Source organism: Roseateles saccharophilus, assembly GCF_031458095.1.
Taxonomy (GTDB): domain Bacteria; phylum Pseudomonadota; class Gammaproteobacteria; order Burkholderiales; family Burkholderiaceae_C; genus Pelomonas; species Pelomonas saccharophila_A.
Genome location: NZ_JAVDXU010000002.1, coordinates 215,334 through 227,803, shown reverse-complemented (window position 1 = coordinate 227,803; position 12,470 = coordinate 215,334). Strand labels below are relative to the sequence as shown.

The window sequence follows — 12,470 nt, the reverse complement described above, 5'->3', positions numbered from 1 at the left end:
GCATCCAGACCCGAGCCGCCGTTGCCTGGAAGGCCGGCCAGCCGCTGACCATCGAGACCCTGGATCTGGAAGGGCCGAAGGACGGCGAAGTGCTGGTGGAGGTCAAGGCCACCGGCATCTGCCATACCGATGACTTCACGCTGTCGGGCGCCGATCCCGAAGGCCTCTTCCCCGCCGTGCTGGGCCACGAGGGCGCGGGTGTCGTGCTGGAGAGCAAGGTGCCCTGGCTGAAGGCGGGCGACCATGTCATCCCGCTCTACACGCCGGAATGCCGCGAGTGCAAGTTCTGCCTGAGCCGTAAGACCAATCTCTGCCAGGCGATTCGCGCTACCCAAGGCAAGGGCCTGATGCCCAACGGCACGTCGCGCTTCTCGCTGAACGGCGAGCCCATCTTCCACTACATGGGCACCAGCACCTTCTCCAACCATATCGTCGTGCCCGGCATCGCGCTGGCCAAGATCCGGCCCGACGCGCCTTTCGACAAGGTCTGCTACATCGGCTGCGGCGTGACGACCGGTGTCGGTGCCGTGCTGTTCACGGCCAAGGTGGAGGCCGGCGCCAACGTCGTCGTCTTCGGCCTCGGCGGCATCGGCCTGAACGTCATCCAGGGGGCCAAGATGGTGGGCGCCAACAAGATCATCGGCGTGGACATCAACCCGGCGCGCGAGGCGATGGCGCGGCAGTTCGGCATGACGGACTTCGTGAACCCGAAGGACGTGCCGAATCTCGTCGACCACCTCGTGCAGCTGACCGACGGCGGTGCGGACTATTCCTTCGAATGCGTCGGCAATGTGCAGCTGATGCGTCAGGCCCTGGAGTGCACCCACAAGGGCTGGGGGCGCAGCATCATCATCGGCGTGGCGCCCGCCGGCGCTGAGATCGCGACAAGGCCGTTTCAGCTGGTGACGGGGCGGAAGTGGGAAGGGTCGGCGTTTGGTGGTGCGAGGGGGCGCACGGATGTGCCGAAGATCGTGGATTGGTATATGGACGGCAAGGTGCGCATCGACGAGCTGATCACGCACAAGCTGCCGCTGGAGAGGATCAACGAGGGGTTTGAGTTGATGCGGCGCGGGGAGAGCATCCGCTCGGTGGTGGAGTTCTGAGGAAGCCTTTGCCTGGGCCCTTCATGACTCGTGTGCAGTGCCGCGGGAATCCGCCCCGCGATGGCGGGTAACTTTTCTCTGACGCGCCAGAGAAAAGTCACCAAAAGAGGAGCGCTAATGCAATCCGCACTCGAGCGGGATGACGCGCTCGCGATGCTCGGAATTGGACGGCGCCCACACGCGACCCGCTGCGCTCTCGCTGCTGTCCCTATGCCGAGCACCATCCATCGCCCCTTCACGCCTGTTAACGCCGGCTGCACGCCGGGCTCATCAGGGAATACCGCGTCGCTGGGGCGACGCACCGAACGGTGATGCTCGTCGCGTCGCCCGAGCGACGCCGCATTGGTTTGCTCTTATCGTGAGCACGGCGTGCAGCCGCGCGTCGGACGGGCAGGCGGTGCGATTTGTGATGCTCGTGACAAGTCAGACGCGAGAGCGAAGCGGGTCGCTTCTCCCCACAACGCCGTTGGTCGTTTTCGCGCGCCGCTCACGGCGACATCGCGCTCGTGTGCGGTTCAGGGCCTCTTCTTTGGTGACTTTCTTCTGGCCCCGCAGAAGAAAGTTACCCGGCCGCCGGGACGGACTCCCGGCAATGCATCGATCAGTAGCGTTCGTCGCAAAGCGTCCTAACGCTAACGCTCCTCCGGCGCCAAGCCACCCAGCGCAGCGACCAACGCCGCATGCGCCTCCAGGTCCACCGGCCTCAGCTTCGGCACCGTCCTCGCCGGATAGTCCCCGAGATAGTTCCCGCCTTTCCAGTTTCGCACTGGCCTCACCGGCCTCGGCACAAACCCGCCGCCGCAATTCGGGCAGACATTGCCCAGCAGCCCCTCAGCGCAGCCCGCACAAAACGTGCACTCGAAGCTGCAGATGCGCGCCGCCGTCGATTCCGGCGGCAGGGCGACATTGCAGTGTTCACAACTGGGACGCAACTCCAACATGGTCAGCGGCTCTTGCGGTAAGGCTCGTCCTCGACGATGAAGTCCTGCTCGCGCATCGAGTCGGCAATCCAGTCCTCCACGGCCGGATGGGCCAGCAGTGCATCGCGGTAGGCTGCGGCGGCTTCCGACACGGGCAGGCCGAAGCGGCTCAGCCGCACGGCCACCGGCGCGAAATAGGCGTCTGCCGCGCTGAAGGCGCCGAACAGGAAGGGTCCGCCGCTGGTCTTCAGCGCATCGCTCCAGGCCGCGTCCAGCCGCGCCACGTCGGCGCGCAGGGCCTCGTCCTCGGCCCAGAGCTTGGCGCCCACATCGGGGAAGAAGACCTCGATATTCATCGGGCAGACGGTGCGCAGCCGCGTGAAGCCAGCATGCATCTCGGCGCACAGGCTGCGCGCGCGGGCACGGGCCTTGGCCTCGCGCGGCCAGATGGCGTGTTCGGGGTGGCGGTCGGCGATGTATTCGGCGATGGCCAGGGTGTCCCAGACGGTGAAGCCATCGTCCTCGACGATGACGGGCACGCGCTTGACCGGCGTGACGCTGGCAATGACGCGATTCCACTCCGAACCTGCGCTGAAGTCGAAACGCAGCTTGACCTCTTCAAACGGAATGCCGAAGGCCGCCAGCAGCACGCCGCTGCGCATGGACCAGGACGAGTAGTTCTTGTTGCCGATATAGAGCTTCATGAGGGCTTTCGATAGGACGCCGAAGCTTAGGCGCCGGTCGGCGCGCGCGGGATGAGCTGTGGGCAAGGGATTGATGCGCCCGGTTCATCCATTGGTAGGCACCCGGACCCTTGTTCCCGGGATGCGGCCGGGTTCGCCGCGGCGTAGATTTCCGCCCAACCACGGAGGTCCCATGCCCGCTGCCAAACCCCTTGCCAGCCTCGCGCTGGCTTCCACGCTGCTGATGTCCGTCCACCCGGCGCTTGCCGGCCCGGTCGATCTGACGACCGGCAAGGCCATCACGTCCACCGGTGTCTTCGGACAGTTGAGCGCGCAAGGCCAGGCCTTTCCGTGGTGCGCCGAAGCCGTCTGTCCCGCTGCCGCCTTGAGCACGGTCAACGACGGTGTCTACCTGCCCAGCGGCACCTTCTGGCAAGCCGGCACCCTGTGGTGGGACGCGCATGATCCCCTCTCGGCCAGCAACACGATCACGATCGAGTTCGGCGGCCTGTACAAGGTGGACTTCGCTTCGATCCAGGGCGACAACAACGATGAATACTGGCTGGCGCTGCGCGACGCCGGCGGCAACTGGTTCGACTGGGCCTACGCGCCGGGCTGCTGCTCCGCGGGCATGTTCGAGCGCTCCGGCGGCCTGCTCGCCACGGAAGCCACGGCCGTGCGCATCAGTGCTCGCAGTGGCGATGGCTATTACGCGGTGTCCGAGGTGCGGCTGACGGGCTTTGCGGTCCCGGAGCCAGCGAGCCTCGGGCTGGTGGCACTGGCCCTGGGCGGCATGCTGAGGGCGCGCCGCAGCCGCGGGGCCTGAGTGCCATGGCGGCGGTCCGGCCCTGAGGATCAGCGCCGGGCGCGCCAGGCATCCAGCCGCGCGACGCCGCCCGCGGACGCCAGATAGGTCGGCAGCACCGCCTCCAGCGAGCTGGCCTGGATGCCCAGTTCCGCCAGCCCCGGCAGCTGGCCGCTGGCCACGTTGGGCACGCTGAGCGAGGCGAGGTTGTCGCGCGACAGCAGGGGCTCGCCGGGCAGGCATTCCATGAACAGGGCCTGCAGCGTGGCCAGCGCATGGGGCAGTGGCAGGAGGGGGCGTTCGTGGCCGGCGATGCGGCCGGCCAGGCGCACCAGCTCGGCCAGCGTCAGCTCGCGCGGCCCGGCGATCTCGTAGGTCTGGCCGATGGCCTCGCGGCGGCGCAGCGTCTCGACGATGGCGCGCGCCAGATCCTGCACCCAGACGGGTTGCAGGCGCGCATCGGCGCCACCCAGGGGCATCAGCGGGAACAGGCCCTGCAGCCGCGCGAACAGGTTGACGCTCTTGTCGCCGTCGCCAAAGACCAGGGACGGGCGCACCAGGGTCAGCTCCAGCGGATGGGTCTGGGCTGCGACCTGCAGCGCCGCCTCGCCGGCGGCCTTGCTGCGCAGATAGCGCGACGGCGCGTGCTCGGCCACGCCGAGGGCGCTGACGTGCACAAGGCGCCTGACACCCGCAGGGCTCATGGCATGGGCGACGCGCTTGGGCAGTTCCACATGCACATGCTCGAAGGCCGCCGCGCTGCCCTGCAGGATGGCGACGAGATTGACGACGGCGTCATGGCCTGGCAACAGGGAGGACAAGTCCTTGAAGACATCGGCCTGGATGACGGTGACGCCGGGCAGGCTCTGCACAACCTGGGCATGGGGCAGGCGGCGCGTCGGCACGGTGATGCGCACGTCGGCGCCCAGGCGCCTCAGCAGTTGCTCGCACAGCGCGCGGCCGACAAAGCCGCTGCCCCCCAGCACCAGGATCGACGAGCTCATGATTTGCCATCCCCCACCGCCGCTGGCGGCACATCGCTGACATCCGCGGCGGCGGCACCGGCCGGGCCGACGCTGCGGCCCAGGCGTTCGCGCAGCGAGGTGGTGGGCAGGCCCATCACCTGGGCGTAGACGGCACCACCGAGCAGCACCTTGCGCACATAGTCGCGAGTCTCGTTGAAGGGGATGTTCTCGGCCCAGATGGCCGCGTCGATGACGGGGCCATCGCGCCAGCGCGCGGGCCGCCCCGGGCCGGCGTTGTAGGCCGCGGCGGCCAGGGCCTGGGCGCCTTCGAAGCGGTCCAGCACCAGCTTGAGGTATTGGGTGCCGATGCGCAGATTGAAGTCGCGGTCGTGCATGCGCTCGGCGCTGTAGTTGATGCCGGCCTTCTTGGCCGTCCACTTGGCCGTGGCCGGCATGACCTGCATCAGCCCGGCCGCGCCCACGTGCGAGCGCGCATCCAGCACGAAGCGCGATTCCTGTCGGATCAGGCCATAGACATAGGCCGGGTCGATGCCGCTGGCCTGGGCCTCGCGCAGCAGTTCGGCGCGATGCGGCGTGGGGTAGCGCTGGGCGATGTCGATCTCGGTCTTGGTGCGCTCGCTGGTGTTGATGCAGCGGTCCCAGACCTCGCGGTCACAGGCCTCCTGCGCGGCGGCCAGCAGGGCGCGGTCGTTCATGCCGCGCAGCGAGAAATTCCATTCGCGCACGCCTTCGCTGCGCAGGCCCAGGTCGATGAGGCGCAGCGCGCGCATGAGGCCGGCATGCTGTTGCGCCGCACGCCTCTCCTCGGCCGTCAGCGGTGAAGGCGCCGGTGGCAGCGGGGTGGGCAGGCCGAGGTCCTCGGCCGCCAGGCGGCCAAAGTAGTTCAGCGGCGTCGACGACAGCGTCGTGAGCTGCACGCGGGCGCCGTGGGCATCGCCCTGCAGCCGCGTCGCGCGGGCCTTCCAGTAGGCCCAGGCCGGGTCGCGCTGCTCGTTGGCGCTGAGGCGCTCGATGGCGCGCAGGGCCAGCGCGGGTTGCCGGGCGCGCAGGGCGGCGCGGGCGGCCCAGGCGGCGGCGTCATCGCTCCAGGCCAGGTCGGGCGCCAGCTTGTCAGCGCGCTCGAACGCGGCCAGGGCGGCGTCCTGCAGGCGCAGCGCCGACTGACGGCCGATCTGCACCCACAGCCAGGCCTGCAGCTCGGGCGGCAGCTTGCTCCATTTGTCGCGCAGCAGGCCCGCGGCCTGGTCGGGGTCGTTGGCCGCGACGCGGGCCAGGGCCAGGGCAGTCAATTCGGCTTCGGGGCGGGGCGAGGTGCGGGCCTGGCGGGTCAGATAGCGGCCGGCGTTGTCTTGCAGTTCGGCGAGTTTCTGGTCCAGCGGCTTGGCTGCGAGCAGGGCCACGGCCTGGCGGGCGGCGCGCGGGCGGCTCTGCTCGGTGGCCAGGCGGGCCTTGGCCCACAGGGTGTCGGGCTTGAACAGGCCGGCATCCACCAGGGCGCTGGCGAGCTGCTGGCAGCCTTCGTCGCCGTCCTTCTGGGCCATCCAAGCGTTGCGCGCCGCCTCGACGTCGACCTTGGTGCCGGCGGCATGGTCGGCCAGCATCACATAGCAGGCCACCTCGCGGTCGTCGCGCATCTGGTAGCTCGCATGGTCGCGCCGGAAATTGCTCCAGTCGCGGCGGTGGCCCAGCTCCAGCAGCCAGTCGTTGCGCAGCCTGTCCTCGACATAGCTGCCGGGGTAGCGGGCGTAGAAGGCGTCCATCTCGGGCTGGCGCACCTCGCTGAGCCGCGCATTGAGGTCGAAATACTCGACCCAGCCGGCCAGCGGATGGCCCTGGGCGCGGGCGGCGTCGGCGTAGCTGGCCAGGCGCTTGCGGTCGCGCTTGACCCAGGCATCGCGGGCCTGCACGGCAAGGTCGGCATCGGCGGGCGGCTGGGGTGGTGCGGCGTCGGCGCTCAGCGCGACCGACAGCAGCAGGGTCAGCGCCCCGCGGCTGATGTTTTGAAAGACTCGACCACCCATCTGACTCATGCGCTTCACGCCCCGCGACTGCTTCACTTGGCGAGCACTCCGGCCAGCTGGCCGAGCGCCGCGCCTGGTGTCTGAATTTAACCCAGGGAAACCCGTGGCTTCGCGCTTTACGCAGGCCCGCGCCTTGCCCACGAGTTAGGGGCTGGAGATAGCGCTATCTCTTTCGTAATCTTGCGCGCCAGTCGACCAGGAGACCGTTGATGAAGAACGCCGCACGACGCCTGTTGATGGGAGCCTCGGCCACGCTGCTGAGTCTGGCGGCCCAGGCCAACCCTGCCGTCTACCCGACGCCCGGCACCCAGGCCCCGGCCAGCAGTTTCACGGCGGGCGCCAGTGGCAACCTGGTGGCCTATTACACCGGCGAGGCGGGCGGCTTCACCAATCTCATCGGCGTGCGCATCAACGGCGTGGATGGCGCGCCGGGCCTGGACAACCACGCCAGCGCCTATGGCCAGACCTTCGTGCTCGGCAAGGTGACGGCCGGCGACAGCCTGGTGTTCTTCATCGATGCCAACAGCGGCGCGGCGCGCTATTACAGCGACGTCAGCCTGAACAGCGACGGCGTCAACCATGTCTGGGCGGCGCCCTTTGCCGGCGACGCCCAGGTGCCGGCAGGCACCAACCTGGCCTTCGAGGATCTGCCCAGCGGTGGCGACTTCAACTACCGCGACCACAGCTTCGTCTACCAGATCCAGGCCGTGCCCGAGCCGGGGAGCTGGGCCCTGCTGCTGGCCGGCGCGGCGGGCTTGTCGGCCTGGCGCCGCCGCGCGCGCTGACCTAGTCCGCTGCGTCCGGGTTCCAGCCCTCGATCTCGAAGCGCAGCCGCCCGCGGATGCCCGGGTTGGTGGGCTTCATCTTGCCGTTGGTGGCGACGGCGCTGCTGTCGAAGGGCACGCTGACCTCGATGCGACCCGAGGTCAGCTGCTTGGCCGCGATCTCGGTGTCGGCCATGGAGACACCGGCGTCCTGCCAGGCGTACTTGACCTTCCAGGCATCGCCTTCGTTGGCCGGCGGCACCATCTCCAGGATCAGCGCGTTGCGGTACAGATAACCGCCCTCGAAGTGCTCGTTGAGCCAGAGCCGCTTCTCGATCTCGTAGTCGGGCACGCGCACGCCCAGCGTCATGCCGTAGGCGAGCGACTTGCGGCGCGGGTTGACCTTGGCGCGGTTGGCGAGGAAGACGCTGCTGAGGTAAAGGCTTGAATCCTTCTTCCAGTTGGCATGCGCCACGCAGGCGACGGAGTCTTCCTCCGTCGTGCGCCGCGTCAGATACCAGAGCTTGCCGCGCGGCGAGGCCACCACTTCGATTTGGTAGAGGGCATTGACGGCGCGGCCGGCGTCGGCCTCCCCCTGCACCTTGTCGGGCAGGCGGATGTCGTCGATCTCCAGCCACAGGTCCACGCGCACGTCGCCGAACAGGAAGCGGGCCAGGTTCTGGTAGCCCTCCTCGCTGTTGACGATGCCGAAATAGCCCGAGTGGGCGCGGTAGACGAAGGCCTTGGCGCACTGGTCGGTGATATTGCCCTTGGCATCCAGGCCGCACAGCGTCGCGTTCTCGATCTTGACCAGGCCGTCGCTGCCATGGCCGACGAAGCTGCGCGACATGCCGGCCGCAGCTTCGTAGTCCAGCCGGTTGGTGCCCACCAGCGTGAACACGCGCCGCGATGGGAAGCGGGCCTCGGGGATGAGGTCGACGCGCTTGTGCTTCTTGGCCGCGGCCGCGAGGTCGAGATAGGCCGGCATGCGCTTGTCGCGGTCGAAGTTGGAGATGTCGTTGACGCTCAGCCAGGACGGGATGTTCTGGCCCAGCACGTCGATGCCGTTGTGTGGTGTCGCGTAGGTGAAGAACTTGTCGACGTGCTGGACGACCTTCTCGGTGTCCAGTGCTGCGTTCTGCAAGAAGGCGCGGCACACCAGGCCACCCATGGAGTGGGCGACGAGATAACAGCGGAAGTCAGCCGGCTTGATCTTGTTCTCCGGGTTCTTGCAGACCAGGTCGCGCACGCGGGCCACCAGCTTGGACAGGCCCTTGGCAAAGTCCTCGATCTCCGGCGTCTTGCTGTTGCCGAGATAGGAGGAGGCGGCGTCGTAATAGCGGTAGATGACGATGCAGCGGCTGCCGAGCTTGTTGTCGGTCGGCTTGCCCAGGGAGTCGGCCTCCCACTCGGGGTCGACGATGTCATAGCCGTCCTCGTAGACATCCTGGTAGCCGTACTCCGAAGCCAGCCGCACGACGGGCGACTCGAAGACGTATTTGCGCGGCCTGTCGGTCTTGTTCGGCACGGCGCGGTACATGGTCGAGCCGAGGTTGAAGCCGCAGAAGGGGTCGGCTGTGGTCTCGTCGATCTCGCCGCGCGACATCGCGTAGCCGCGCACATAGATGATGGGGTGGTAGGGGGCGTGGGGCGTGGACATGGCGGCTTCGCGGGGTGAAGACGACGGCGACCATAGTCCCGGCGGGGCTCCGTGGCCATCCTGTGCCTGCCGCGCATCCTCAGGGCTGAGGAGCGGCAAGGGGGCCTGGGTTTTAATAGGCTGATGAGTGCCGCCCCTCCCGATCGTCCCAGCCTGCGCCGCGAACTGCTGGCCGCGCGCCGCCAGTTCGCGGCCGGCCCGGCCTTCCAGACCGCCCAGGCCGCCCTCGGGGCGGCGCTGCGCGAACTGCTGGATCAGCTGGAGCCCGAACTGTTGGGCGTCTACTGGCCGCTGGCCGGCGAGTTCGATCCCGGTGCCTTGCCCTATGCCCGTGCGCTGCCATTTGCACGGCGTGATCCGGCCGAGATGGTGTTTCGGCGCTGGGATGGCGGTGCGACGACGGCTCAGGACGAATGCGGCATCGCGACGTCCAGCGGCGCGGTCGCCGTGCCCGATGTCGTGCTGGTGCCCTGCGTGGGCTTCACGCGCGAGGGCTTTCGGCTCGGCTATGGCGGCGGCTATTTCGACCGCTGGCTGGCCCTGCACCCTGGCGTGACGACCGTAGGCCTGGCCTGGTCGGGCGCCGAGACCCATTTCCCCGTCGAGGCGCATGACCGTGCTCTCACTTTGATCCTCACCGAGCGCGAGCTCATCGCACCGGAGTAGTTGGCTGATGCATGACGGCATGACCCTGATCTCGACGTTGGCCGCGGCCTTTGGCCTGGCCCTGGTGCTGGGACTGCTGGCGCAATGGGCGCGGCTGCCGGCCCTGGTGGGCTATCTGCTGGCCGGCGTGCTGATCGGGCCGCACACGCCGGGCTTTGTCGGTGACGTGCATCTGGCCCAGCAGCTGTCCGAGGTCGGCGTCATGCTGCTGATGTTCGGCGTCGGCCTGCACTTCTCGGTGCACGACCTGGTGTCGGTGAAAGGCATCGCCCTGCCGGGCGCCCTGGTGCAGATGGCCGCGGCGACGGCCATGGGTGCGGGCCTGGCGCACTGGTGGTGGGGCTGGGATCTGGCGGCGTCGCTGATCTTCGGTCTGGCCCTGTCGGTGGCCAGCACGGTGGTGCTGCTGCGTGCGCTGGAGTCACGCGAGCTGCTGCATTCGGGCAATGGCCGCATCGCGGTCGGCTGGCTGGTCGTCGAGGACCTGGCCATGGTGCTGGCCCTGGTGCTGATGCCGGTGCTGAGCGGCCCCGGCGAAGGCGGCAGCGCCTTGTGGCTGACGATTGGCAAGACGCTGCTCGCCGTCGCGGCCTTCATCGCCGTCATGCTCATCGTCGGGCGGCGCCTGCTGCCGTGGCTGCTGTGGCAGGTCAACCGAACTGGCTCGCGCGAGCTGTTCACCTTGGCCACCGTGGCCGCGGCCGTGGGACTGGCGGTGGGCGCGGCGGCGCTGTTCGGCGTCAGCGTGGCCCTGGGCGCCTTCTTTGCCGGCCTGGTGCTGCGCGAGTCGGCCTTCAGCGAGCGCGCGGCGCACGAGAGCCTGCCGCTGCGCGACGCCTTCGCCGTGCTGTTCTTCGTCGCGGTCGGCATGCTGTTCGACCCGCGCATCCTCATCGATCAACCCCTGGCCGTGCTGGCCACGGTGGCCGTCATCCTGGTCGGCAAGACCTTCGCTGCCGGCGCCCTGGTGCTGCTGCTGCGCTATCCGCTGTCGACCGCGCTGACGGTGGCGGTGAGCCTGGCGCAGATCGGCGAGTTCAGCTTCATCCTGCTCGGCCTGGGCCAGAGCCTGGGTCTGGTGCCGGCCGAGGCGACCAGCCTGGTCGTCGCTGGCGCCATCGTCTCCATCGCGCTGAACCCGCTGCTGTTCGCGGGCGTGGAGCCGCTGCGCAGCTGGGTGCTGAAGCGCTCGGCCTGGGCGCGCAAGCTGGAAGCGCGCGACGACCCGCTGGCCGAGCTGCCGGCCGACACGCCGCAGAGCGCGCTGGCCGGTCAGGTCGTGCTCGTCGGCCACGGCTCGTTGGGCACGGCCCTGCATGACGAACTGGGCAGCCGGCCCCTGGTCGTCATCGACCGCGACCGCGAGGTCGTCGAGAAGCTGCGCGCAGCGGGCCACGCGGCCGTGCTGGGCGAGGCGACCGAGGCCATGACCCTGGTACAGGCCCATATCGCCCAGGCGGCCTGGCTGGTGGTGGCCGTGAGCGATGTGCGCGTCGTGCCGGCCATGCTGGCCACGGCGCGGCAGCTCAACCCGGAGCTGCGCTGCGCCGTCGTGGCCCACACCGGGGAAGAGGCACAGTGGCTGAAGGAGGCCGGCGTCAACGAGGTGCTGCGCGCGCAGCAGGCCTTGGCTCAGGCGCTGGCGAGGGTGGTGGCTGCTTAGAACTGGAGCCAGTGGTATTCCGGGCCGAGCGCCGGGCCGCCCCTAGCCGGCCCGCCTGAGGTCGCCTGCGGCTCAATGCCGCTGCCGGCCTCGTCCCCTCGGGGGACCGATCAGACTCGCCCGCATTCAGCGGGGCGAGCCTGGGCGAGGGGCTGGCATGAACCGCGGATTGCGCAACAGGGCCGCCGCCGCCAGCGACACCAGCAGGCCGACCGGCAGGATCTCGCACATCGTCATCGGGAAGCGGTACAGCGGGTTGGCGTAGTTGCGCTTGAACTCGTCCATCTCGGCCGCGAGCTTGGCCAGTTCGGCCTCGGGCAGGCCCTTGGCCCTGCTCTGGGCCAGATACATCTTGGCCCACTCGGTGCCGAAGTCCATCTTGGTGACGGCCAGCGTGACCTCCCAGGCGGCGGCGTAGACGAGGCTGGCCACCCCGCTGATGGCCAGGCCGAGCAGGAAGGCCGGCCAGAAGCGGATGACGCCGCCGAGTTCGTCGTCGCGGCGCCGCTTGACGGCGACGAAGACCAGGCTGAGCGCGATCAGCATCAGCGTGTAGCCGATGACCATGCCGTGCTCGGGCGGCGCGCCCCGGTTCAGGATCAGCAGGGCGAACAGCGGCACCCCGGCCAGCAGACCGGCGGCGAGACCGAAGGACAGGATCTTTTTCAGCATGGCAACCTCATGGCGGGTGGGAAGAGCCGCCATGGAACGATGTTCGGGCCGTTGAAGCCATCGGACAAATGGGTGATTTCGCCGGATTCACCTCTATTGCGGGGGCCTAGCGCAACAAACCCAGCTCCCGCGCCTTCAGGATGGCCTCGGTGCGGCGCCGCGCGTCGAGCTTCTCGAACAGCCTGGCCACATGCGTCTTGACCGTGTGCGGCGACATATGCAGTTTGTCGGCAATCTCCTTGTTGGAGAGACCCGCCGCCAGCAACTCCAGCACTTCGCGCTCGCGCGGGCTGATGCCCAGCGTTGCCTGCGCCTGCGGGTTGCCGTCGAAGGGCGGCGCCGGCGGTGCGCGGTGGCCGAGCAGCTTGACGCCGGCCCAGGCGCCCAGGGCCAGGAAGATCAGGGCGATCAGCGCGACGTGGACGGTTTCGGACTGGGCGCGGGCGAGCTGGCGATAGTCCAGCCACTGCAGCAGCGCCGTTCCCGCCGCCAGGGCCAGGCCATAGACGACGGCGCGCTTCCACATG

The 12,470-nt window shown here is 68.8% G+C and carries 12 protein-coding genes; 5 read left to right on the top strand and 7 right to left on the bottom strand.

The genetic code is table 11. From position 1 onward, the window contains the following. Positions 1-2: 2 nt before the first annotated feature. Positions 3-1,103 (top strand): S-(hydroxymethyl)glutathione dehydrogenase/class III alcohol dehydrogenase, encoded by a 1,101-nt coding sequence (locus J2X20_RS13630; protein ID WP_310267834.1) that lies wholly within the window; start codon positions 3-5, stop codon positions 1,101-1,103. A gap of 632 nt (positions 1,104-1,735) precedes the next feature. Here J2X20_RS13630 and J2X20_RS13625 read toward each other — a convergent pair. Continuing rightward, complete coding sequence (locus J2X20_RS13625) at positions 1,736-2,044, bottom strand: DUF1272 domain-containing protein (RefSeq protein ID WP_310265594.1); 309 nt, start codon at positions 2,042-2,044, stop codon at positions 1,736-1,738. 2 nt (positions 2,045-2,046) lie between these two features. Further along, positions 2,047-2,727 (bottom strand): glutathione S-transferase, encoded by a 681-nt coding sequence (locus J2X20_RS13620; RefSeq protein ID WP_310265592.1) that lies wholly within the window; start codon positions 2,725-2,727, stop codon positions 2,047-2,049. A gap of 172 nt (positions 2,728-2,899) precedes the next feature. Here J2X20_RS13620 and J2X20_RS13615 point away from each other — a divergent pair, with 172 nt between their 5' ends. Next, a complete protein-coding gene (locus tag J2X20_RS13615) occupies positions 2,900-3,532 on the top strand; it encodes a PEP-CTERM sorting domain-containing protein (protein ID WP_310265589.1) in 633 nt (210 codons plus the stop codon). A 29-nt stretch (positions 3,533-3,561) separates the two neighbouring features. Here J2X20_RS13615 and J2X20_RS13610 read toward each other — a convergent pair whose 3' ends face one another. Then, positions 3,562-4,515 carry a complex I NDUFA9 subunit family protein gene (locus J2X20_RS13610; RefSeq protein ID WP_310265587.1) on the bottom strand — a complete coding sequence of 318 codons (954 nt, stop codon included), beginning with the start codon at positions 4,513-4,515 and terminating at the stop codon, positions 3,562-3,564. Next, positions 4,512-6,527: a lytic transglycosylase domain-containing protein gene (locus J2X20_RS13605; protein ID WP_310267831.1), complete on the bottom strand. Its 2,016-nt coding sequence runs from the start codon at positions 6,525-6,527 to the stop codon at positions 4,512-4,514. Before J2X20_RS13605 ends, J2X20_RS13610 begins: the two co-directional genes overlap by 4 nt. Before the next feature lie 200 nt (positions 6,528-6,727). On the opposite strand from J2X20_RS13605, the gene J2X20_RS13600 reads away from it, so the two are divergent. Next, positions 6,728-7,303, top strand: coding sequence for a DUF4114 domain-containing protein (locus tag J2X20_RS13600; protein WP_310265585.1), 576 nt, complete (start codon positions 6,728-6,730; stop codon positions 7,301-7,303). A 1-nt stretch (position 7,304) separates the two neighbouring features. Here J2X20_RS13600 and J2X20_RS13595 read toward each other — a convergent pair whose 3' ends face one another. Continuing rightward, positions 7,305-8,942, bottom strand: coding sequence for an esterase/lipase family protein (locus J2X20_RS13595; protein WP_310265583.1), 1,638 nt, complete (start codon positions 8,940-8,942; stop codon positions 7,305-7,307). A 123-nt stretch (positions 8,943-9,065) separates the two neighbouring features. On the opposite strand from J2X20_RS13595, the gene J2X20_RS13590 reads away from it, so the two are divergent. Together J2X20_RS13590 and J2X20_RS13585 are read left to right on the top strand one after the other, a co-directional pair. Next, positions 9,066-9,608 carry a 5-formyltetrahydrofolate cyclo-ligase gene (locus J2X20_RS13590; protein WP_310265582.1) on the top strand — a complete coding sequence of 181 codons (543 nt, stop codon included), beginning with the start codon at positions 9,066-9,068 and terminating at the stop codon, positions 9,606-9,608. Positions 9,609-9,615: 7 nt separating this feature from the next. Further along, positions 9,616-11,271, top strand: coding sequence for a cation:proton antiporter (locus tag J2X20_RS13585; RefSeq protein WP_310265580.1), 1,656 nt, complete (start codon positions 9,616-9,618; stop codon positions 11,269-11,271). Positions 11,272-11,397: 126 nt separating this feature from the next. Here J2X20_RS13585 and J2X20_RS13580 read toward each other — a convergent pair whose 3' ends face one another. Together J2X20_RS13580 and J2X20_RS13575 are read right to left on the bottom strand one after the other, a co-directional pair. After that, complete coding sequence (locus tag J2X20_RS13580) at positions 11,398-11,943, bottom strand: DUF4199 domain-containing protein (protein ID WP_310265578.1); 546 nt, start codon at positions 11,941-11,943, stop codon at positions 11,398-11,400. A gap of 106 nt (positions 11,944-12,049) precedes the next feature. Further along, positions 12,050-12,469: a response regulator transcription factor gene (locus J2X20_RS13575; protein ID WP_310265576.1), complete on the bottom strand. Its 420-nt coding sequence runs from the start codon at positions 12,467-12,469 to the stop codon at positions 12,050-12,052. Position 12,470 lies beyond the last annotated feature (1 nt).